This is a genomic window from Pauljensenia sp. 20925_1_34 (assembly GCF_041432775.1).
In the GTDB taxonomy this organism is placed as follows: domain Bacteria; phylum Actinomycetota; class Actinomycetes; order Actinomycetales; family Actinomycetaceae; genus Pauljensenia.
This window is the reverse complement of the sequence record NZ_JAPWAG010000003.1, coordinates 134,335-155,614: the sequence shown is the minus strand read 5'-3', so window position 1 is coordinate 155,614 and position 21,280 is coordinate 134,335. Positions and strand designations below refer to the sequence as shown.

The 21,280-nt window shown below is 64.6% G+C and carries 18 protein-coding genes and 1 tRNA gene; 7 read left to right on the top strand and 12 right to left on the bottom strand.

Features of this window, described 5'->3' with window-relative positions; all coding sequences use genetic code 11:
* Window positions 1-112 precede the first annotated feature (112 nt).
* From O3669_RS02475 to O3669_RS02445, 7 genes are all read right to left on the bottom strand, one after another.
* Window positions 113-877 carry an XRE family transcriptional regulator gene (locus O3669_RS02475; RefSeq protein ID WP_371523514.1) on the bottom strand — a complete coding sequence of 255 codons (765 nt, stop codon included), beginning with the start codon at window positions 875-877 and terminating at the stop codon, window positions 113-115.
* Window positions 874-1,347 (bottom strand): hypothetical protein, encoded by a 474-nt coding sequence (locus O3669_RS02470; protein WP_371523513.1) that lies wholly within the window; start codon window positions 1,345-1,347, stop codon window positions 874-876. Before O3669_RS02470 ends, O3669_RS02475 begins: the two co-directional genes overlap by 4 nt.
* 13 nt (window positions 1,348-1,360) lie before the next feature.
* Window positions 1,361-1,789 (bottom strand): hypothetical protein, encoded by a 429-nt coding sequence (locus O3669_RS02465; RefSeq protein WP_371523511.1) that lies wholly within the window; start codon window positions 1,787-1,789, stop codon window positions 1,361-1,363.
* Window positions 1,790-1,803: 14 nt separating this feature from the next.
* Window positions 1,804-1,947, bottom strand: coding sequence for a glycine zipper domain-containing protein (locus tag O3669_RS02460; RefSeq protein WP_315284306.1), 144 nt, complete (start codon window positions 1,945-1,947; stop codon window positions 1,804-1,806).
* 24 nt (window positions 1,948-1,971) lie between these two features.
* The gene (locus O3669_RS02455; protein WP_315284301.1) at window positions 1,972-2,394 is read right to left on the bottom strand and encodes a hypothetical protein; all 423 of its coding nucleotides are present in this window, start codon (window positions 2,392-2,394) and stop codon (window positions 1,972-1,974) included.
* Between the two features lie 341 nt (window positions 2,395-2,735).
* Complete coding sequence (locus tag O3669_RS02450) at window positions 2,736-4,154, bottom strand: sodium:proton antiporter (protein WP_371523510.1); 1,419 nt, start codon at window positions 4,152-4,154, stop codon at window positions 2,736-2,738.
* 202 nt (window positions 4,155-4,356) lie between these two features.
* Window positions 4,357-4,432 (bottom strand) — tRNA-Arg (locus O3669_RS02445).
* 99 nt (window positions 4,433-4,531) lie between these two features.
* Between O3669_RS02445 and O3669_RS02440 the strand changes: the two genes are divergently transcribed.
* The gene (locus O3669_RS02440) at window positions 4,532-4,987 is read left to right on the top strand and encodes a ribose-5-phosphate isomerase (RefSeq protein ID WP_371523509.1); all 456 of its coding nucleotides are present in this window, start codon (window positions 4,532-4,534) and stop codon (window positions 4,985-4,987) included.
* A gap of 475 nt (window positions 4,988-5,462) precedes the next feature.
* Here the strand turns inward: O3669_RS02440 and O3669_RS02435 are convergent, their stop codons facing one another.
* Window positions 5,463-6,722: an Nramp family divalent metal transporter gene (locus O3669_RS02435; RefSeq protein ID WP_295920258.1), complete on the bottom strand. Its 1,260-nt coding sequence runs from the start codon at window positions 6,720-6,722 to the stop codon at window positions 5,463-5,465.
* 170 nt (window positions 6,723-6,892) lie between these two features.
* On the opposite strand from O3669_RS02435, the gene argS reads away from it, so the two are divergent.
* The 6 genes from argS to O3669_RS02405 all read left to right on the top strand — a co-directional run bounded on the left by argS (window position 6,893) and on the right by O3669_RS02405 (window position 17,904).
* The gene (argS, locus tag O3669_RS02430; RefSeq protein WP_371523508.1) at window positions 6,893-8,572 is read left to right on the top strand and encodes an arginine--tRNA ligase; all 1,680 of its coding nucleotides are present in this window, start codon (window positions 6,893-6,895) and stop codon (window positions 8,570-8,572) included.
* A gap of 4 nt (window positions 8,573-8,576) precedes the next feature.
* Window positions 8,577-9,968 carry a diaminopimelate decarboxylase gene (gene lysA, locus O3669_RS02425; protein ID WP_371523506.1) on the top strand — a complete coding sequence of 464 codons (1,392 nt, stop codon included), beginning with the start codon at window positions 8,577-8,579 and terminating at the stop codon, window positions 9,966-9,968.
* 323 nt (window positions 9,969-10,291) lie between these two features.
* The gene (locus O3669_RS02420) at window positions 10,292-12,640 is read left to right on the top strand and encodes a S8 family serine peptidase (RefSeq protein ID WP_371523505.1); all 2,349 of its coding nucleotides are present in this window, start codon (window positions 10,292-10,294) and stop codon (window positions 12,638-12,640) included.
* Between the two features lie 222 nt (window positions 12,641-12,862).
* Window positions 12,863-17,260 (top strand): S8 family serine peptidase, encoded by a 4,398-nt coding sequence (locus O3669_RS02415; RefSeq protein WP_371523504.1) that lies wholly within the window; start codon window positions 12,863-12,865, stop codon window positions 17,258-17,260.
* Window positions 17,261-17,480: 220 nt separating this feature from the next.
* Window positions 17,481-17,696 carry a CopG family transcriptional regulator gene (locus O3669_RS02410; RefSeq protein ID WP_371523503.1) on the top strand — a complete coding sequence of 72 codons (216 nt, stop codon included), beginning with the start codon at window positions 17,481-17,483 and terminating at the stop codon, window positions 17,694-17,696.
* Entirely contained in the window at window positions 17,689-17,904 is a 216-nt protein-coding gene (locus tag O3669_RS02405) for a CopG family transcriptional regulator (RefSeq protein WP_371523502.1), read from the top strand. The genes O3669_RS02410 and O3669_RS02405 overlap by 8 nt, the downstream gene beginning before the upstream one ends.
* Before the next feature lie 111 nt (window positions 17,905-18,015).
* On the opposite strand, the gene O3669_RS02400 is transcribed toward O3669_RS02405, so the two are convergent.
* The 4 genes from O3669_RS02400 to O3669_RS02385 form a co-directional block, all read right to left on the bottom strand.
* Window positions 18,016-18,249, bottom strand: coding sequence for a hypothetical protein (locus O3669_RS02400; RefSeq protein ID WP_295920246.1), 234 nt, complete (start codon window positions 18,247-18,249; stop codon window positions 18,016-18,018).
* Window positions 18,236-19,087: a DUF6318 family protein gene (locus tag O3669_RS02395; RefSeq protein WP_371523501.1), complete on the bottom strand. Its 852-nt coding sequence runs from the start codon at window positions 19,085-19,087 to the stop codon at window positions 18,236-18,238. The genes O3669_RS02400 and O3669_RS02395 overlap by 14 nt, the downstream gene beginning before the upstream one ends.
* A gap of 103 nt (window positions 19,088-19,190) precedes the next feature.
* Window positions 19,191-20,177 (bottom strand): hypothetical protein, encoded by a 987-nt coding sequence (locus O3669_RS02390; protein WP_371523500.1) that lies wholly within the window; start codon window positions 20,175-20,177, stop codon window positions 19,191-19,193.
* The gene (locus O3669_RS02385; protein ID WP_371523499.1) at window positions 20,161-21,009 is read right to left on the bottom strand and encodes a DUF6318 family protein; all 849 of its coding nucleotides are present in this window, start codon (window positions 21,007-21,009) and stop codon (window positions 20,161-20,163) included. Before O3669_RS02385 ends, O3669_RS02390 begins: the two co-directional genes overlap by 17 nt.
* Between the last annotated feature and the right edge of the window lie 271 nt (window positions 21,010-21,280).

Sequence of the window (21,280 nt, the reverse complement as noted above, 5' to 3'; positions counted from 1 at the left end):
GGCCCGCGCGGCGGATGCGCACGAGCGAGAGGGCGGTGACCTGCTCAAGGACCTGGCTTGGGGGAGGACTCTGCTGCCTTTGGGGTCAAAGGTCGGCCGAAACAGGTGGCTGTTAGGGCACGAGCAGCCCCATCAACATCGCCCAGATCGCTGCGCGAGGCGGCGCGTCCAGTGTTGGATCCGCTGACAGGCGGGCGAGGGCTTTCTCGTCAAGCGGAGCGTGGATTTGCGCGTGCAGATGGTCGGTCACGAAGCACTCATAGTGTGGCCCCGTCCGCCACTGTCCGCGACGTGTCTCTTCGCGCACGCAGGTGACGACGCTCCAGCGCCCCGAGACGCAGTCCTGGGCGAAGTGTGACTCCGCGGGACCATATGTCACGAGATCGTTGAGCACATCCTGAGCGCCTTGTGCGTCGAGAGAACGAATCGCAGCGACGAAATCCGCGGGAATGTAAGGAGGCCCGTCGTGGATGGTCGGTCCGGCGTGCAGCAGGGAGGCGAGGGCTGCGATGTGGGGGACTTCGCAGTCATCAACCTGGCTGAAGTGCACGCCGTCCACATCGGAACGCATAACAACGGAGCGAGGTGCTGTGGGCCAGATCCTCCAGTCGCGCACGATGCCCGGGATGGAAGGGGAGAAGACGCGGATAATAATTCGGGAGTGGGCTGCCCGCACCGGTTCGAGGATTCGTGCCGCGTCACCGGCCAGGCCGTTGGCACCGGCAAGCCCGAGCGACACCAGACCGCTGGTGAGAGCAGCGCTTGAAATGTGCCCGGCATTCTCGTCACTGGCAATCATTTCGAGCAGGGCATCGGCCTGCTCGACGGTGACGATGATCTGATCCGAGGAGTTGGCGTCGATTGCCTGGTCACTCACGGTGTCACCTCCAGGGTTTGAGCCATCGTGATGAAATCATCGATGATAGTGGGGAATAGAATGCTGGGGCACGTACACGTCGCGGTCCACAGGAAACGCTGCGGAGGTTGCAGTGTCGCGGGCGCAATGCGTGTCATCCACGTGAGCTGACTGAGGGTCAGCGACACATCGTCAAGAATGTAGACGCCTGTCCGCCATCGAGCCCCCTCCGGGAGAACCGGCCACGCGAAGTCGTCAATAAGGTGGAATCCGGGCAACGCTTCCTCCACCTGCCTGATGGTGTCCGCGTAGACATCGTCGTCGCTCGCGTCGGTGCTGAGCGCTCCGCCGGTCACCACGAAGGTCGGAACATTACCCTCATCTTTCGTCTCAGTGACGGCAACGAGGCGAACGCTGGGATCATCCGCGAGTGGGCCTAGCTGTGTGTATTCCTCCGGGGTCAGGAATCTCCATCCCGACGAAAGAGCCATTGTTACCTGTTCGTCACCAGAATTCCTTCCTGCCCGCATGGTGCAGTGCCCACGCTTCCTGGTCAATGTTCCCGCTCTCATCCAGGAGGCCATGGCGCTTGGCGTACTGCCAATCGGCGTAGACCCACCGGGGAAACTTGATGGGCAGAAGACCGATGAGAATTACTAGGACAAGGAGTAATGAAATATAGACACAGGGCGTATACAGGACGCGAGGAATGATTCCCTGTTCGGCAAAGGTCATGACACCGACATCTATAAACGCTAGTGAGAATGCTGGGGTGCTGATCGCTGACCAGTTTCTGCCGCGAAGACTTGGTTTCGTCATAGTTCCCAAGATTCGTCCAAGGCGACTGTCAGAGAACATTTCAAGATACCATATTGTCATGCAGAAGATGCCAAATAGAAATGTCAAAACTGGCATGACATCATCGTATTTCATCGTCTGAATCCCTTTTACCCGTTGTCCATATGGCTATCAATGACTGAGTTTGCTCCGTCTCCAACCTTCTCTCCAGCGTAGTGCCCGATCAGTCCTCCGACGACACCGCCGACCAGGCCACCAACGACTGCACCAACGGGGGCGAAAGGCCCTGAGATAGCGAGGTGCGGACCCGCGTTCGTTCACCAGAATCCCTTGCCTTTTGTGTGTTTCTCGTATGCCTCCTGATCGATGTTGCCATCGGCGTCTAAGAGCCCATGGCGCTTGGCGTACTGCCAATCGGCGTAGACCCACCGTGGGAATTTGATCGGTAGAAGTCCAATGAGAATCACCAGAAGAAGTAGCATCATGAGGCATGCGAGGCTAAAGGTAAACCAGTCGGGGGCGTGCTTTTCAATGAGCGTAACAAGAATATATATAAACGCGATAGATGTAAGAGCTGGAGATCCAATAGCTGCCCAGTTCTTGCTGATGCGACCTTGTCCGTTCATGCGACGCCACAGGTTCGCAGCCTTGGAGTCTGTGAACATTTCGGCGTACCATGTGACCACGCCAAGAACGCCAATAAACAAAGCGCACAGAATGCCAAACAGGTGCTCTTTCATGTGCGATCCTACCCCATCCTCTCTGCTATACGCTCTACACCTTGATTGTTTATCCCATCGCCAACAGCTTCTCCAAAATAGTGGGCGGCCACCCCGCCGATGACGCCCTTGACGGGGCAGCAGTAATACGGACGAGTGTCATATGGTCGTTTCCCATTCCTCCCTGCTGCTTGCTCGTTGGCTTGAACTCAGCATCAGGGTAGCGGATGAGCTGAGGAAGGTGCTTGGCGCTTGGGCTTTGCCCCATCGGAACTGCTTATAACATCCCTGTTGGTGAGCAAAACGAGGGGGCGGAGCCGTGTGGCTCCGCCCCCCTCAACGCATCTGTCAGGACCGCCCGCTTACTCGTCGCCGCTGAAGTCGGCCACGGCCTCGTCCAGGCCCGCGCGGCGGATACGCACGAGCGACAGGAACACCAGGCCGGCTGCCAGGGCGATGCCCAGGCCTCGAACCAGCCAGGACTCGCCCACAAAGATCATCGCCATGGCGGCCAGGATCGGCACCAGGAGCGTGAACGCGTAGCCGATGTAGCGGCCAAACGACGGCATGGGCACGCCGTCGGACTCGGCAACCGACTTGACCATGAAGTTCGGGCCATTGCCGATGTACGTGATCGCGCCACAGAACACGGCGCCCAGCGAGATCGGGATCAGGTAGTACTCGGGCACGCCCGCGACCAGGGTGCCCTCGCCGCCGGAGGCCTTCGCCATCTCGAAGAACGTCATGTACGTCGGGGCGTTATCCAGGATCGAGGACAGACCGCCCGTGAACACGAAGTACGTCATGCGTGTCAGCGGCAGGGACGGGGCGATCTGCTCCAGGTAACGCAGCGCCGGCGCCATCGTCGCGAAGATGCCGATGAACAGGGTGGCGACCTCCATAATCGGCGCCCACGTGAACGCGTTCTCCTCGAAGCGCACCTTCTTATCCGAGAGCTTGTAGGACAGGCCCGCGACCGTGAACATGATGATCTCGCGCCACGGCACGAAACCGGTCCACGAGTGCACGTGGCCCTCGGCCAGCGCCTCGCCGTCCCAGGAGGGAGCGAAAGCGACGGACAGGATGATGATCGCGAAGAAGAGCAGGTTGATGGTGCCGTGCAGGCGCAGGGGCCTCACCTCGCGGTCGTCGGCCTCAATGGAGGAGGTGTCCTCCGACGCGTAGCGCACGCGGTCGATCGAGTAATACGACAGGAGCAGCAGCGCCAGAGTAAACAGCCACTCCTTCCACAGCGCAAACGTCCACGTGAAGGGAACGCCGTGCAGGTAGCCGAGGAAGAGCGGCGGGTCGCCAAGCGGAGTCAGTATGCCGCCACAGTTGGCCACGATGAAGATTGTGAACAGGACCGTGTGCACGCGGTGCTTACGTTCCTTGTTGGTCTCCAGGAGCGGGCGGATGAGCAGCATGGCCGCGCCCGTTGTCCCGATGAACGAGGCCAGCAGGCCGCCGATCGCCAGGAAGATCGTGTTGTTACGCGGGGTCGCCTTGATGTCGCCGGCCAGGTGAATGCCGCCGGAGACCACGAAGAGCGCGAAGAGCAGCGCGATGAACTGCACGTACTCCACGCCCGTGGCGATAAGCGGGCCGGTGCCCGCCCTCATGAACATCCAGACCGTCGTCGGCACGCCGAGAGCGAGCGCGACGGACAGCTGGGAGGATTCCTTTTCCCACCAGTGCGCGGTCTTGGGGATGATGGGCAAGAGCGCGATACACGCGAGCATCGCGACGAAGGGGAGCAGACTCCACCACGGGTAGGTCATTGGCCATTCCTTGGTAGACGATAGAAACGCTCTTTATTTTATGCGGTGGCCGCGTGGTGGGGAACGTTGTCCGAGGTGGGAGTGGCCTCATCGATGAGGCGGGGGCGCGTGGGTGCACGGGTGCGGGCTCGCGGTGGGCGCGTGAATGGCGGCGACCGTGATACCGCGTCTGCGCGGGCGTGTGGCGGGGCGCGGGTACGCGTGGCGCCCCGAACAGGACTCGAACCTGCGACCTCTTGCACCGGAGGCAAGCGCTCTATCCGCTGAGCTATCGGGGCAGCTCCGCCAGTTTAGCAGGCTTCAAACGCCCGCGCGTGACGGTGAGGTGTGCCATACTAGTGGGCGTTGCTTGTCCGAGAACCCCTCAGGAGGATTCCATGCGCGTCCATATTGCCACTGATCACGCCGGTTTTGAGCTCAAGGAAAAGATCATCGCCCACCTGCGCGAGGCCGGCCACGACGTCGTCGACCACGGCGCGTTCGCCTACGATGCGCTCGACGACTACCCGCCCTTCTGCATTGATGCGGCCAAGGCGGTCGCCAGCGAGCCGGGTAGCCTCGGCGTTGTTGTCGGCGGTTCCGGTAACGGTGAGCAGATGGCCGCCAATTGCGTGGAGGGCGTGCGCGCCGCCCTCGTGTGGTCGGACGCGACCGCGCGCCTGGCCCGCGAGCACAATGACGCGAACATGATGGCTGTCGGTGCCCGCCAGCACAGCGACGACGAGGCCATCGCTCTCATCGACGCCTTCCTCGAGACCCCCTTCAGCGGGGATGAGCGCCACCAGCGCCGCATCGACCTGATGAAGGACTACGAGCGTTCCGTGCGCGCCTGAGAACTTCCGTGGAACGGGGCCGGTGATGACCGGCCCCGTTTCGTGTGCTCGCCCCGGCGCGCGCCCCGGCGCTCCGGCCTCGTTATGCGCCCCGGCGCCCCGGCTTCGTGGTTCCTCCACAATGTCGCACGTAATTCCCCGGCGTGTGTTTCAAATTTTGAAATCTAAGTGGCGGAATTCCGCGGTTTTCTCGATGCCTAACAAAATTTAGGGGAACCAAATTACGTGCGACTTTTTGGTGGTGGGGAGTGTTGCCTGGGCCTGGACTCGGGCTTGGCTCCGGCCTCGTTACGCGCTCCGGCCTCGTTGCGCGCCTCGGTGCCCCGGCCTCGTGGTTCCTCCACAATGTCGCACGTAATTCCCCGCTGTGTGTTTCAAATTTTGAAATCTAAGTGGCGGAATTCCGCGGTTTTCTCGATGCCTAATAAAATTTAGGGGAACCAAATTACGTGCGACTTTTTGGTGGGTCTGGCCCCTAGCCCTGGCCAGTGAGCGTCAGGTAGACCAGGAAGAGGTTGAGCGCGACGATGACGGCTGCGATGAGGAACCCGACGGCGCGCAGCGTGCGGGTGTTCGCATACTCGCCCATGACCTCGCGCTTGGCGGTCAGGCGCATGAGCGGAATGATCGCGAAGGGGATTCCGAAGGAGAGTGCCACCTGGGAGACAACCAGCGCCCACGTCGGCTCCGCGCCCGCGCCCAGGATGATCAGGGCCGGAATGAGGGAGACGAGGCGGCGCACCAGGATCGGCACGCGAACGTGGAGAAGGCCATTCATGATCTCGGAGCCCGCGTAGGCACCCACCGACGTCGACGCCAGGCCCGAGGCGAGCAAACCCACCGCGAAGACGGTGCCCACGATGGGGCCGAGCGTGGAGGAGATCGCCGCGTGCGCCCCCTCGATCGTGTCGGTGCCGCTCTGACCGGCCAGAGCCGCGGCCGCCAGGAGCAGCAGGCCGATGTTGACCAAGCCGGCGATGCTCAGCGCCCAGTAGATGTCGATGCGCGTGGCGCGCAGCAGGCGTGAGAGGTGCCCCGAGGAGTGGCGCGAGTCCGCGGTGGAGGGGCCGAGCTCGTCGGCCTCGTGGTCGTTGACCAGCGAGGAGTGCAGATAGACCGCGTGCGGCATGACGGTTGCGCCCAGCATGGATGCCGCGACCAACACCGAGTCTGTGCCCTGGAAGCGGGGGAGGAGTCCGCCGAGCATGCCCGAGGGGCTGGGTGGGGCGACGAACAGACCTGCGAGGAATCCGAGCGTGATGACGATCAGTAGGCCGACGATGATCGTCTCGAACTGGCGCTGTTTGCCTTCGCCTTGGACGACGAGAAGTGCCATGGACACGGCACCGATGATGACGCCGCCCCACAGCAGTGAGATCCCGAAGAGGAGGTGGAGGGCGAGCGCGCCGCCGATGACCTCGGCTAGGTCGGTCGCGGCGGCCACGATCTCCGCTTGGATCCAAAAGGCGATGCGTCCGGGCTTGGACATGCGATCACCCAGGAGGGCGGGCAGGGATCGGCCGGTGACGAGGCCGAGCTTCGCGGACAGATATTGGACGACCATCGCGAAGATGTTGGAGGCGAGGAGGACCCACACGAGCAGGTAGCCGTAGCGCGCGCCGGCCGTGATGTTGGCCGCGACGTTGCCGGGGTCGACATAGGCGACGGCCGCGACGAAAGCGGGGCCGAGGAGGGGGATGAGCTTGTGGCGATGCTCGCTGTCCGTGGCGCTCATGGGGATCCTCACTACAGGTAGAAAAATATTCGGCTACCCGAAATATTACTCGCCTCGCGTCCCTCACGGCGGGACGAAAGGCGCCCAGGCGGGCCTCGTGTGGCCAGGTTTTCACGCGCGCACCGCGCATGGGTGAGCGGTGACGAGCGAAAACCCCGTAATCTTGAGGGGTGACTCCTGAAGAACTTGCCTCTCTTATTCGCTCGACGCTGCTGGACGCTGCCGCCGCCGGGCGCATCTCCATCGACCCTGCCCTTGTGCCCGACCCGGTGACGGTCGAGCGTCCGCGCGTGCGCGAGCACGGTGACTGGTCGACCAACGTCGCCATGCAGCTCGGCAAGAAGGCCGGTATGGCCCCGCGCGAGTTCGCGCAGATCCTCGCCGACGACCTCGCCGCCGCAGACGGCATTGATTCCGTCGAGGTCGCGGGCCCGGGCTTCATCAATATTCGACTGGGCGCGGGAGCGGCCGGCGAGCTGGCCCGCACCATCGTCGAGGCCGGGGCTGCGTTTGGCCGCAACGAGACCCTCGCGGGTCGCTCCATCAACCTCGAGTACGTGTCGGCCAACCCGACCGGTCCCGTGCACCTGGGTGGTGCCCGCTGGGCAGCAGTCGGCGACTCGATGGCGCGCCTCATGGCCGCCTCCGGCGCCGCCGTGACCCGCGAGTACTACTTCAACGACCACGGCTCGCAGATCGACCGCTTCTCCCACTCCCTCTACGCCCGCGCGACGGGCCGCGAGGTGCCCGAGGACGGCTACGGCGGCCAGTACATCGCCGATATCGCCGACCAGGTCCGCGCCGACGCGTGCGCCGCCGGCGAGCCCGACCCGATCAGCCTGCCCGAGGACGAGGCCATCGAGGTCTTCCGCGCTCGCGGCGTCGAGCTCATGTTCGGCGAAATTAAGGAGCGCCTGCACTCTTTCCGTGCCGACTTCGACGTCTTCTTCCACGAGGACTCCCTGCACAACTCTGGTGCGGTCGCCGAGGCGATCGAGCGCCTGCGTGAGCGCGGCGAGATCTTCGACGAGGGGGGCGCGGTGTGGCTGCGCACGACCACCTACGGCGATGACAAGGACCGTGTCCTCATTAAGTCGGACGGACAGGCCGCGTACTTCGCGGGCGACGTCGCCTACTACCTGAACAAGCGTGAACGCGGCGCGGACGTCGCGATCTACCTGTTGGGCGCCGACCACCACGGCTACATCGGCCGCATGATGGCCATGTGCGCCGCCTTCGGCGACAAGCCGGGTGAGAATCTGCAGATCCTCATCGGCCAGCTCGTCAACCTGGTCAAGGACGGCGAGCCCGTGCGTATGTCTAAGCGCGCTGGCACGATCGTCACTCTGGATGACCTGGTCGACGCCGTGGGCGTGGACGCCGCGCGCTACGCGCTCGTGCGCGTCTCGATGGATACCCAGGTCGACATCGACCTGAACCTGCTCTCTCAGCACTCCAACGACAACCCGGTGTACTACGTGCAGTACGCGCACGTGCGCACCTGCAACGTTGCGCGTAACGCGGCCACGCACGGCGTCACCCGCGACGCCGGCTTCGACCCTGCTGCCCTCGACACCGACGCGGACGAGGCCCTGCTGGCGGCCCTCGCTCAGTTCCCGGCCCAGGTCGCCCAGGCCACCGAGCTGCGCGAGCCGCACCGCATCGCCCGTTACCTGGAGTCCCTGGCCGCCACCTACCACACCTGGTACGGCCAGTGCCGCGTGACGCCGCGCGGTGACGACCCGGTCGAGCCTGGCCACGTCGCTCGCCTCTGGCTCAACGACGCGGTCACCCAGGTGCTGCGCACCGGCCTCGGCCTCCTCGGCGTGAGCGCCCCCGAGAGGATGTGACCCGGTGAGCGAGGCGGAGTTCCTGACCTGCCCGACCCCCGACGAGCGCCCCGACCTGTGGCCGTGGAGTGCGAGCCGGGAGGACGGCGTGCTGCGCGTGGGAGGCGTTGACCTGACCAGCGTCGCTGACGAGTTCGGCACGCCCACCTTCGTGCTCGACGTCGAGGCCATGCGCGGGCGCGCCCGCGTGTGGGCCAGCGCGATGGCCGAGGAGTTCTGGGACGGCTACGGCATGAGCGGCGGCGACGCCTTCTACGCCGGCAAAGCGTTCCTGAGCGCCGACGTCGCGCGCCTCGTCGCGGACGAGGGCCTGGGCATCGACACCGCCTCGCTCGGCGAGCTGACCCTCGCACTGCGCGCCGGGGTGGATCCCGACCGCATCGGCCTGCACGGCAACAACAAGTCCGATGCGGAGATCCGCCTCGCCCTGGAGGCCGGAATCCACCGCATCTTCATCGACTCGATGGACGAGGTCCACCAGATCGAGCGCATCGCCGCCGCTCTCGGAGTGGTTGCGCCCGTCATGGTGCGCCTGAAGTCCGGCATTCACGCGGGCGGCAACGAGTACATCGCGACCGCCCACGAGGACCAGAAGTTCGGCCTGTCCCTGGCCACCGGCCAAGCCTACGAGGCCGTGGCTGCGATCAAGGATGCGGCTCACCTGGACTTCCGGGGCCTGCACAGCCACATCGGCTCCCAGATTTTTGGGACCGAAGCCTTCGCCGAGGCCGCGCGCATCGTCATCGACTTTGCGGCGCTCCTCAAGGCCGAGCTGGATCTCGACGTTCCCGCGATCGACCTGGGCGGCGGCGTCGGCATCGCCTACACCGGCCAGGATCCGGTCCCGACCTCCCCGGTCGAGGTCGCCCGTGCGCTGGCCACCGTGGTGCGCGAGCGCTGCGCCCACCACGGCCTGCCCATCCCGCACGTGTCCGTTGAGCCTGGCCGCTCGATCGCCGGTCCCTCGATGGTCATGCTCTACCGCGTGGGCGTCGTCAAGGACATTTCCCTGGAAGACGGGGGAGTGCGCCGCTACGTGGCGATCGACGGCGGCATGTCGGATAACATCCGCCCGGTCCTCTACGACGCTGCCTACACGGCGACGCTCGCCAACCGCGACCCAGCCGAGGCCTCGTCCCTGGCGCGCTGCCGCATCGTCGGCAAGCATTGCGAGAGCGGCGACATCATCATCCGTGACATCGACCTGCCGGCCGACATCGCGGGCGGCGACCTGCTGGCCGTTCCCGCCGTCGGTGCGTACGGCTACTCGATGGCGTCGAACTACAACATGCTGACCAAGCCCGGCGTCCTGGCCGTCGAGGACGGATCCGCGCGGTGGTTCATCCGTCCGCAGACGGTGGATCACTTGCTGGCGCTCGACGCGGGTCTGGAGTAACTGTCGGCCTGTAATAAGCAGAGCAGACGGGGAGTGCCTACGGGCGCTCCCCGTCTCTGTTGTTTCCGTGTTCGCCCTCTGCTCCCGCGCTGAGGCGATGCTTCCTCAGCAATGTCGCACGTAATTCCCCTCCGTCTATTTCAAATTTTGAAATCGCATCGTTGGAATTGCAACGTTTGCGGGCTACTCAAATACTGACCAGGGGGAAATTACGTGCGAGATTAGGGTTGCCTACGTTTTGTTGTTACTGGCAAACCCTAGGATGATTGTTGCTACCCAACGCAGTCATGCTCCACCGAGTCACAATCGAAAGTCGAGGAACAATGCGCCGCACTGCCGCACGCATCGGAGTCGTCGCCGCGCTCGCCCTGTCCATGGGCGTCGCGACGGTGGTTGCTCCGCCCGCACACGCCGAGGACGCGACCGGCCTCATCTCCCCGGTTCGCGCCAACGACGACGAGATGAACTACGCGATCAACCTGGCCCCCGGTGCAAGCGCCGCCGACCTGGAGCGCGCGATCGCCCTGGTCCCGGGAGCCAAGGGCGCGGCCCTGGCCTCGTACCCGCAGATCGGCACCTTCTTCGCCCAGAGCGCCACGCCCTCGTTCGCCCCCGACCTGGCCGCCAAGCTGAAGGACGCCGGAATTCCCGTCCACTCGATCGGCCCGACCCGCACCCAGGGCGTGCTCTACTACGAGCGCGTTACCCTGCCCACTGACGAGGCCGGGGACGCTCCCGCTGAGGCACCCGCAGACGCGGCGGGCACCGGCCTGGCCGCCATGCGTGATGAGACCGCCACGGAGGCGGCCACCGAAGAGATCTTCAACTGGGGTGCGCAGACCATGCACGCGCGCGAGGCCGGTCAGGTTGACGTGGAGCGCGCGCCCGTGACCGTCGCCGTCGTCGACTCCGGCGTGGAGGACACGCACCCCGACCTGGCGGGCCGCGTGGACACGGTGCGCTCCGTGAAGTGTTCGGTGAACGGCGTGGCGACGCAGGACTTCTACGGCTGGCGCGACGAGTTCTACCACGGCACGCACGTGGCGGGCATTATCGCCGCCAACCACAACGACATTGGCATCGACGGCATCGCACCCCAGGCGACCATCGTGGCCATCCAGGCGACCAACGATAATCGCCTGATCTACCCCGAGTACGTGACCTGCGCGTTCATGTGGGCCGCCGATCACGGCGTGGACATCGTCAACAACTCCTACTCGATGGACCCGTGGGTCTACTGGAGCCCGACGGACCCGGAGCAGGCGGCGGGCCTGGAGGCCGCGACGCGCTCGATCAAGTACGCGCAGGGCAAGGGCCTGGCGGTCATCGCCGCCGCCGGTAACGAGGGGGTGAGCATCGACAATCCCACGATCGATAACGGTTCTCCCACAGATGCCGCCACGCCGACCAAGGGACGCAACGTCGAGGGGAGCATCCGCGTGCCCTCCATGATCGACGGTGTCGCGCAGGTCAGCGCGGTCATGCAGGCCTACAATGTTCGCCCCGGCCTGTCGCTGGCGCGCGCCGACTTCTCGAACTACGGCACGACGATTGATTTTGCGGCTCCCGGCGACCAGATTTACTCGACCGCGACGCAGCTGTTCTACCTGAGCGGGTACGCGGTCGCGGACGGCACGTCGATGGCGACCCCGCACGTGTCGGGCGTTGCCGCGCTGATTAAGTCTGTGCACCCGGAGCTGACGGGTGATCAGGTGATCGAGCTGATGAAGAAGCAGGCGGCGGGCAACTACGGTGAGCTCAACGCTCCGTGGGATGGCAAGGAGTACCGCGGTGTGGGTCTGCCGGACGCGCTGGATGCGGTCCTGAAGGATCAGCCGCGCCCCGTGGTCGGCCAGATCGAGTATTCGACGGATGGCGCTCAGTGGGCGCCGCTGGATGGCCAGGAGCTCTCCGGTTCTGTGTCCGTGCGCGCGACGGTGAGTGGCGCGGTGACGTCGGCACGTCTGCTGGTGGGTGGCCAGGAGCTCGCGACGGGCACCCCCGCGGAGGGCGTTGTGATGCTCCAGGCTGACGGCGTGGATGTCTCATCCCTGACCGGCGCGCACGTCGTCATGGTCGAGGCATCGGGCCGCAACTCGGACCCGCGCGCCGACGATGACGTGACCGTCTCGGCTCCGTTCAGCGTTGCCGGCGCCAGCGAGGATCCGAACGAGGCCGTGGCCGGCGAGTGGAAATCCGATGCCGTGGGCTGGTGGTGGCGCAAGGCCGACGGCTCCTACCCCTCCTCGCAGGCGCTGCGCATTGACGGGAAGACCTACCGATTCGACGAGCGCGGCTACATGGTGACCGGCTGGGCGACGGTCGATGGCCAGTGGAGCTACTACAAGCCGTCGGGCGAGCAGGCCTTCGGCTGGGAGAACGTGGGCGGCACCTGGTACTACCTGGATCCGGCGACCGGCGCTATGGCCTCGGGCTGGCTGAACCTGGACGGCACGTGGTTCCGCCTGGACGCCTCGGGCGCGATGCGCACGGGATGGCTCAAGGAAGGTTCGTCCTGGTACTACCTGCAGCCCTCGGGCGCGATGGCGACCGGCTGGGTCAAGGACGGCGCGTACTGGTACTACCTGGATGAGGGCGGCGTCATGGTGACGGGCGACCGCGTGATCGACGGCGTTGCCTACACCTTCGATTCGTCGGGTCGTATGCGCTAGCGGCCGGTGGCGGGGCTCGGGATGGGCACTCCCGGGGCTGACAGTACCGGCCGTGGAGGGGTCGCGCAGGCGCGCGGCCCCTCCACTGTCATGCTCGAGATCGCGCAGGTGGTGCCCGATTTCAGCGCAGATGAATTGTCAGACCTGTCAAACTCTAGGAAGATGGTCCTGCGCGTGCACGTGGTCGTGCGCGCGTTAGCGACAACTGAAAGTTGAGGAACCATGCGCCGCAACGTTGCACGCATCGGGCTCGTCGCCGTCCTCGCCCTGTCCATGGGCACAGCGACGGCGACCGCACCACCAGCCCGAGCCAATGAACCCACCTCCCTCGTTTCCCCCGCACGAAGCAGCGCGGGCCTCATGAACTACGCGATTAACCTGAGTCCGGGCTCCAGTCCCGCTGACCTGGAGCGCGCCCTCGCCCAGGTTCCGGGAGCAAACGGCGCAGCCCTGGCCTCGTATGCGCAGATCGGGACCTTCTTCGCCCAGAGTGAGTCGGCCTCGTTCGCTCCCGACTTGGCCGAGGCCTTGGCGGGCGCCGGGATCACAGTGCACTCGATTGGACCGACCCGCGTGGCCCCCGTGCCCGAGGGCGAGCGCGTCGAGATGGCTGACCCAGGTGAGGATCCCGCGCCGCAGCCCGCGCCGCAGCCCGCGCAATCTGGAGACACCGCGGGCCAGAGCGGCGCTCAGTCGGGCGGCCACTCCGGCGGCGTGCACAGCGCTCGCGGCCAGGCGGTAAGCTCGGCCGATGGGGCGGAAGAGGTCTCGAATTGGGGAGCTGCGGCCATGAGCGCCGCCGATGCGGCGGCCGTGCCCGTCGCGCATGCCCCCGTGACCGTCGGCGTTATCGACACGGGTATCGACGACATGCACCCCGACCTGGCTGGGCGCGTCGATCAGACCCGCTCCGTGTCGTGCGCGGCCAACGGCATCGCCTCCCAGGCGTACGGGGGTTGGCGTGACGACTACTTCCACGGCACGCACGTCGCCGGCATCATCGCTGCGAAGCACAACGGCGTCGGCATCGACGGTATCGCGCCGGACGCGACCCTGGTGTCCATCAAGGCCGCGAACTCCGAGCAGCTGATCTACCCCGAGTACGTGACCTGCGGATTCATGTGGGCGGCGGGACACGGCGTGGACATCGTGAACAACTCCTACTCGATGGACCCGTGGATGTACTGGAGCCCGACCGACCCCGAGCAGGCCGCGGGACTGGAGGCGGCGTCGCGCTCGATCGCCTACGCGCAGGGCAAGGGCCTGGCCGTCATAGCGTCGGCCGGCAATGAGGGGGCGGACAACGACCATCCGACGACCGACTCCGGCTCGCCGACCGACGTGGACACGCCCATCAAGGACCGTCCCGTCGCGGGTTCCATCCGCGTGCCCGGCCAGGTCGCGGGCGTGAGCCAGGTCAGCGCGGTCAAGCGGGTCGACCCCGAGACCAAGCCGGAGTGGACGACGCTCGCGCGCGCTGACTTCTCCAACTACGGTAAGACCGTCGATTTCGCGGCCCCCGGCGAGGACATCTACTCGACCGTGCCGCTCGCCCTGTTCCCCAGCGGCTACGCAAAGACGAGCGGCACGTCCATGGCGACGCCCCACATGACGGGCATCGCCGCGCTCATTAAGGCGACGCACCCGAGCTTCACGGGCACGCAGATCATCGATCTGATGCGCAAGCAGGCCGCCATCGACTACACGCGCCTGGATGCACCCGCCGACGGCAAGGAATACCGGGGCTACGGCTTCATCAACGCGCTGACCACGATGCGTCGCGACCAGATGCAGCCGACCGTGAACACCCTCGAGTACCGCGTTGGCAAGGGAGAGTGGAAGAGCCTCGACGGCGCGGTCCTGCCCGCCGGCCCGGTCACCTTCTACGCGGCGGCGGCCGCCCCCATTAGCCACCTGCACATGGATGTCGCGGGCCTGACCAGCGTCGACCGCGACGGCTCGGGCACGTACGACGCGCCCGACTTAAGCGTGTCCGCCGAGAACGTGGACCTCAGCTCGCTGGTGCCCGAAGGGGTCGACTCGGTGAGCGCCCGCATCCAGGTCAGCGCCACAGGCATCAACTTCGACCGCCAGGCCGACGACGACACGAGCCGCGAGGCGAGGGTCACGGTGTCGCGCGACCCCGCCGTCGTCCCCCAGCCCGAACCCGATCCGGGCACCGGCGAGGCTCCTCTTCCTGGAACGGCCACGGCCGGAATCACCGCCCCCGCCCGCGCCACCGAGCAGCTGCCCGCCAACTACGCGGTCAACCTGCCCAAGAACACGGATAAGGCCACCTTCGAGCGCGCCGCAGCCCAGGCCTCGTTCAAGGGAGGCCTAGTCCTGGCGCGCTACCCGCAGTTCGGAACGTTCTTCGTCCAGTCGGCTTCCCCGACGTTCTCGCCCGACCTGGGAGAGGCGCTGATCAAGGAGGGCATCAGCTACGACTCGATTGGCCCGACCCGCCAGGCGCCCGTCGGCGGTAACGAGGCCGTGGTCCCCATCGACTATGCGACCCGCGTGGCCGCGGACAAGGCGATCGAGGCCGCTCCGAAGGCCGACGCAGCGCAGACGGGCGGCGCGCAGACAGGCGGCGCTCAGTCCGGCGGCGCTCAGAGCGAGGACGAGGCCGGGGTGACGCCCGACCCGCAGACCTCCAACGGGTGGCACCTCCAGGCGCTGCGAGCCCTGGAAGCCCAGGACGTGGACGTCATGCGCGCGCCCGTGACGGTGGGAGTGATGGACCAGTCCATCGACGACACCGTGCCGGATCTGGCCGGTCAGGTCGACCACGCGAAGTCCGTGGCCTGCAACGTCAACGGCATCCCCAACCAGGATCCGGCGGCGTGGCGCTGGGACGACGCGACGCACGGCACGCACGTGGCCGGCTCGATCGCCGCTAAGCACGACGGCGTGGGCGTGGACGGGGTCAACCCGACGCTGACGATCGCCGCGATCAACGTGGCCTCGCGCAACGGCGGCTACTTCTACCCCGAGTACATTGCCTGCGGCTTCGTGTGGGCCGCCGAGCACGACATTTCGGTGACGAACGGCTCCTACTACGTCAACCCGTGGAAGTACTGGATGCCGAACGATCCCGAGCAGGCCGCCGGCCTGGAGGCTGTCCAGCGCGCCGCCGACTACGCGACGTCGAAGGACGTCATCAACGTGGTGGCCGCCGGCAACTGGACGACGGACCTGGACAACCCGCCGGCCACCGACGACTCGTCGCCGGGCGACACGTGGGGCGCTTTCGAGCGCGACGTGACGGGCGGCGTCTACCTGCCGTCGATGATGCGCGGCACCCTCGCGGTGTCGGCGCTGCAGCTGCCCGACGGCGCGGACCCCGCGACCGGCGTGCTGGAGCCGACGTCCTGGTCGAACTGGGGCGCGACCAGCATCGACTTTGCGGCGCCCGGCGCGAAGATCTACGCGCCGCTGACGAGTTGGTACGGCAAAGCCTACGGGAACCTGTACGGAACCTCGCAGGCGTCGCCGCTGGCGGCGGCCGTGATCGCGACGCTGCGCCAGGTGCACCCGGAGATGAACTCCTCGGAGATCATTGCGTTGGCGAAGAAACAGGCGGGTGCGCCCGAGAATTGGGACCGTCTGGCCGCGCCCGTGGAGGGGCGCGAGTACCGTGGCGCGGGCCTGCCCAACGCCCTGGATGCCGTGCTCAAGGACCAGCCTGCGCCGGTCATTGGCACGGTTGAGTACTCGACGGATGGGGGCGCGTGGAAGCCGCTGGCGGGGGAGAGCGTCGCAGGGCGCGTCTCCATCCGCGTGACCGTCGCCGGTCCGGTGACCTCCGCGCGCCTCCTCGTCGGTGAGCGCGAAGTCGCGACCGGCGTGGGAAACGGCGCCTTCGAGGGCAACTCGGTGACCCTCCAGGCCGACGGCGTGGATGTGTCGCATCCGCAGGGAGTGGGCCGCTTCGCGGGGGCTGCGACCGTGACTGTCGAGGCCTCCGGGCGCAACGCTGATCCGCGGGCCGACGACGACGTGACAGCGCGCGTTCCCTTCACGGTCAGCCCCGATCACGTCGGACCCGACGAGGCCCGGGCTGGGCGCTGGGTGTCCGGCACCTTCGGCTGGTGGTGGCGCTACGAGGACGGGACCTACCCGACCTCGACGCAGCTGCGCATCGACGGAGCGATTTACCGCTTCAACGCGCGCGGGTACATGGTGACCGGATGGGTGCATGAGGACGGCGAGTGGTTCTACTACGGGCCCTCGGGCGGACAGGCCTCCGGCTGGGTTCGCGTACACGGCACGTGGTACTACCTGGATCCCATCAGCGGAGCGATGGCGAGCGGCTGGATGAAGGTGCAGGGCGCCTGGTACTACCTGTCGTCCTCGGGCGCGATGCGTACCGGCTGGGTGCGCGACGGATCCTCGTGGTACTACCTGTCGTCCTCGGGGTCCCTGTCCACCGGCTGGCAGCGCGTGGGCTCCAGCTGGTACTACCTTTCGCCTGACGGCGGTGCAATGGTCACCGGCTGGCTGAAGGACGGCGGATCCTGGTTCTACCTCTCCTCCTCCGGGGCGATGGTGACCGGGGCGCGCTGGATCGACGGCACGCGCTACGTGTTCGACGACGAGGGCCGCCTCCAGGAGTAAGCCTCACGAGGCCGGGGATCCTTCCCCGGTTGAGAGATGAGGGGCCGCGCACGTTTTCTCGTGCGCGGCCCCTCGCGTGTGTTGCGCCCGTGCGGGCAGAGATGTCGTGGGAGTCCCGTTCCCTTGGGACCTATTCGTGCATACACTGATATGTGTGCGAATGGGTGGCTTTGCTGGTAACGCGAGCGGTGCTCGCAGAGGTTGGTTCAAGGAGGTAACGATGGCGACGTATACGTCAGCTGATGGTGCGACGTTCACTGATGAGGATCTGGAGCGTTGGGGGAACGAGGCTGAGAACGGTGTTCCTTACGACGGGAAGCATCTCGGTTCGTCTGCGGCCGGCCGCCCGATTAGCGTCGGTGTTGGTGCGAAGCCGTTCACCCTCCGCCTTGATCGTGCTCGCCGTGCCAAGCTTGCCGAGGTGTCACATGAATGATCGTCTCATTCGCGATAATCCTGTCAGCGATGAGCAGATTCAGGCGTGGGCTGATGAGGCTGAGCGTGGCTACGACCTGACCAAGCTCCCGTCCCCGCTCCCGGGCCGTCCCCTAGTAGGGAACGGCCCGGGCGTAGGCCTCACGGTGCGGTCGGACGAGGAGCCCCTCGATGCGATGATGCAATGCGCTTCCTCTGAAGGGGAATGACAGTCATCCTGACGCGATACATGCAGCGGTGCGAATAAGCGATCCGTTACCCCTTGCTCGCGGACGTGAAGCCCGCTTCCTCGGGCGTCGTGCCCAGGCGTACTGGGCGGGTTAGTGGCCTTGTTTTTCTTCCCAGGTGTCGGTGTTGTTGATGACCAGGTGGGACAGGCCCATACCCATTGACACCGCCGCTACCGCGACACTCGTTCCGCTAGCTTCGGCCTCAAAAAGTGAAAAATCAAAGGGCTCGTCGGCCGCATTCACACCTGACGACAGCAGTGTCATCGTCAGAACCGTGCTGGTCAGCAGTGAAGCGGCGAGTCGTTCAGGGTTATTGACGAACATCAGGATTCTTCGAACCTCCTTGGATGGCAATCCACCTACCATCTTGCCATGTCATCAGAAGCGCAAATACTAGTGATTGTTCCCCTGTAGAAGAAATAACTCTCTGGCCTTTGCAACTCGTGCCATCTGATGTCGTGGTGAGAAGGACGACGAGCACTGAATTGGGCGGCACATCATTGCCATTAGGACGTTGCGGCTCGACGCGCAGAACATGATTAACACTTATTCGACTATCGTATGTCCAGCCGTCGGAGTACATGGAATTTATGTCAGATATAAACTTGTTTCGAAAGCTGTCATTAGGGTCCGACACGTTCTCAAAGAGTTGTGTGTCTCCGGTGTTCCATGCGTAGGCGAGCGTGTCGAGGAGGTATTCGGCGGCGAGTTCTGCTCCTCTTTCGGTGTTTTCTTTGGCTTCTTCGGGTAGTTCGGGTTTGCTGTAGGTGGAGGCCGCGTGCTCGGCAGGACGCACGAGAACTCCGTCGGGTCCGATTTCGTAGCCGCCCGACATGGCAGGTTCGCTCGATGCGGACGGTGCAGGCCGAGCAGCGGGGGTAGTCGTCGCCGCAACGGTGGGTTGTTCACCCCAGGCGTGCCACCAGCCGTAAGCAACACCGTTGATGTACAGGGAGTAGGATCCGCCAATGAACAAGAACACGACGGCGACGCGGATCCCCCAGTCCACGGCGTCGGCGTCCATCCACGCCCGAAGCCGCGCCTTGGCTCCCTTGGGCCGGTTGCGCTTCACATCAGCCCGATAATCACTCCACCGCTCCCACAGCGTGTACTTACGCGGGGCGGACTCGCGGCGGAACTGCTCCTCGTCCTCCTCAGTCACGGGACGTTCAGATAGGGGTGGGACCATCATGGCGTGTGCTCCTTTGCCTTGCCTGTTTCCTGCGTCGCGTGTGCAGCGGTTACGTTCGCTCGGGCGGCTAGGGTTAGTGGCCTTGTTTTTCTTCCCAGGTGTCGGTGTTGTTAATGACCAGGTGGGACAGGGGAAACTTGCCGGTGGTCTCGGTGGTGGTGACCAGGCCGTTGATGGTCTGGGTCTCCCCAGTGAAGGGATTGGTGGCTGTTCCGCTCCACGTGGTGGTCAGCGTGATCTCGCGGTCTTCGTGGGGGTAGGGGCCATCGAGCATGGAACGCCAGCCTTGAGGCGGGGTGTAGTAGTGGCGGATGAGGCGTGGGTCGGTGTTGAGGTCCATGCCGTCTTGCCACACCGAGCCAGTGGAGGTGGTGACAAGGTTCGGGGTTCCATCACCCCAACTCCACTCATAACTCGTGGCCGTGAGCGTGATCGTGATGTCGTGGCCCAGAAGGTTGATGACGTGGGTTTGGGTGGGACTGGTGACCGCGACGATGGAAGGAATGTATTTGTTCGTGTACGAGACGTTCAGTGGGCGCTTGTACAGGCCAGCGCCGTCGGCGTGTATGATGGTGGCGGCGGCGTAGAGGATGTCCTGCGTTGTGGGCTGGCGCCCAGGATCCTGGGCTTGATCGTTGCCGCGTTGTGGTGCTGGAGGAAGAGGACACGCATCGTCGTAGTTCGTGCTAGAGGCAGCACTGCCTTTAGGTCCCTTTCCTGGAGCTGCTGCCTTGCAACGAGCCCACTCCGCGTACGCCAACGCACGAGGATCAGGCGTATTATCAGCTGTTTTCTGCGCCCTCTGTTCATCCAGAGTCGACGAACCACCACCACTCGACGGATGTCCAGAGGATTCTATCTGCTTCTGCTGCTGCGCCAATACGGTAAGGCTGTCATTGTCGGTATTGACGCAAATCCCAAGTTGTATTCCGGTGCTATCAGTGCAATTGTCGATTGGCTGAGCAACTGTTTCACCGGAAATGGCGATCGTAAGATGGGTGCATAATATGGCGCTGAGGCTAAAATTGATAAGTTGAGTCCATTTATTTTTCCTCATCATTGAGCACGCTCCCTCCCGTTGAAATCCAGCCACCATTTTTCCAAGTCATGTAGAACGCGTAAGTGACCGACTCGTCGGAATTCTTGTCAACGATCCTTTGTCCAACGCACGCGATTCCGTTGTTTATGGTGCCATCGAATACAACTGCGATAGTATTGGGTTCGACCCCCCATTCCTTTTCAGATGCTGGAAATACAGACACTATGTTTGTCACGGTTGTCTTGTTGCCGTACATCCAGCCATTTGTGTAGAGAGCGTTGACATTCTTGATCTGACCTTCACGATATTTCTCTCCTGGTTCTGTCATGTTCTCAAAGGGTTGTGTGTCTCCGGTGTTCCATGCGTAGGTGAGTGTGTCGAGGAGGTATTCGGCGGCGAGTTCTGCTCCTCTTTCGGTGTTTTCTTTGGCTTCTTCGGGTAGTTCTGGTTTGGTGTAGGTGGAGGCGGCGTGCTCGGCGGGGCGTACCAGGACGCCGTCGGGTCCGATTTCGTAGCCGCCGGACATGGCAGGTTCGCTCGATGCGGACGGTGCAGGCCGAGCTGCGGGGGTGGTTGTCGCCGCAACGGTGGGTTGTTCACCCCAGGCGTGCCACCAGCCGTACGCAACACCGTTGATGTACAGGGAGTAGGATCCGCCAATGAACAAGAACACGACGGCGACGCGGATCCCCCAGTCCACGGCGTCGGCGTCCATCCACGCCCGAAAGCGCGCCTTGGCTCCCTTGGGCCGGTTGCGCTTCACATCAGCCCGATAATCACTCCACCGCTCCCACAGCGTGTACCTGCGCGGGGCGGACTCGCGGCGGAACTGTTCCTCGTCCTCCTCGGTCACGGGACGTTCGGATAGGGGTGGGACCATCATGATGCATACACCTCTCCTGTGAGGTCTCCTCCTGGGCGCTTCCGACGCTGGAAGCACTTCCTATTCCCATCAGATTACGCGCAGAACCGACACGAAACACCAAGAATGTGCAGTAAGCACCACGGCACGTTCTCCCACCCAACCCGCACAAACGTGCACCAGGCAGACCAACCCCGCCCCGACCTCGTCAAACAACAAACACACACGCACTGGCAACCAACGGACCCACTGTCAAGACCGA

Excerpts from the sequence above, each read along its gene's own strand:
- O3669_RS02455 (WP_315284301.1), bottom strand. The coding sequence starts at position 2,394 with ATGAAAGAGCACCTGTTTGGCATTCTGTGCGCTTTGTTTATTGGCGTT.
- O3669_RS02400 (WP_295920246.1), bottom strand. The coding sequence starts at position 18,249 with ATGTTCGTCAATAACCCTGAACGACTCGCCGCTTCACTGCTGACCAGC.
- O3669_RS02420 (WP_371523505.1), top strand. The coding sequence starts at position 10,292 with ATGCGCCGCACTGCCGCACGCATCGGAGTCGTCGCCGCGCTCGCCCTG.
- O3669_RS02470 (WP_371523513.1), bottom strand. The coding sequence starts at position 1,347 with ATGGCTCTTTCGTCGGGATGGAGATTCCTGACCCCGGAGGAATACACA.
- O3669_RS02450 (WP_371523510.1), bottom strand. The coding sequence starts at position 4,154 with ATGACCTACCCGTGGTGGAGTCTGCTCCCCTTCGTCGCGATGCTCGCG.
- O3669_RS02390 (WP_371523500.1), bottom strand. The coding sequence starts at position 20,177 with ATGATGAGGAAAAATAAATGGACTCAACTTATCAATTTTAGCCTCAGC.
- O3669_RS02435 (WP_295920258.1), bottom strand. The coding sequence starts at position 6,722 with ATGAGCGCCACGGACAGCGAGCATCGCCACAAGCTCATCCCCCTCCTC.
- O3669_RS02410 (WP_371523503.1), top strand. The coding sequence starts at position 17,481 with ATGGCGACGTATACGTCAGCTGATGGTGCGACGTTCACTGATGAGGAT.
- O3669_RS02415 (WP_371523504.1), top strand. The coding sequence starts at position 12,863 with ATGCGCCGCAACGTTGCACGCATCGGGCTCGTCGCCGTCCTCGCCCTG.
- O3669_RS02465 (WP_371523511.1), bottom strand. The coding sequence starts at position 1,789 with ATGAAATACGATGATGTCATGCCAGTTTTGACATTTCTATTTGGCATC.
- O3669_RS02405 (WP_371523502.1), top strand. The coding sequence starts at position 17,689 with ATGAATGATCGTCTCATTCGCGATAATCCTGTCAGCGATGAGCAGATT.
- O3669_RS02440 (WP_371523509.1), top strand. The coding sequence starts at position 4,532 with ATGCGCGTCCATATTGCCACTGATCACGCCGGTTTTGAGCTCAAGGAA.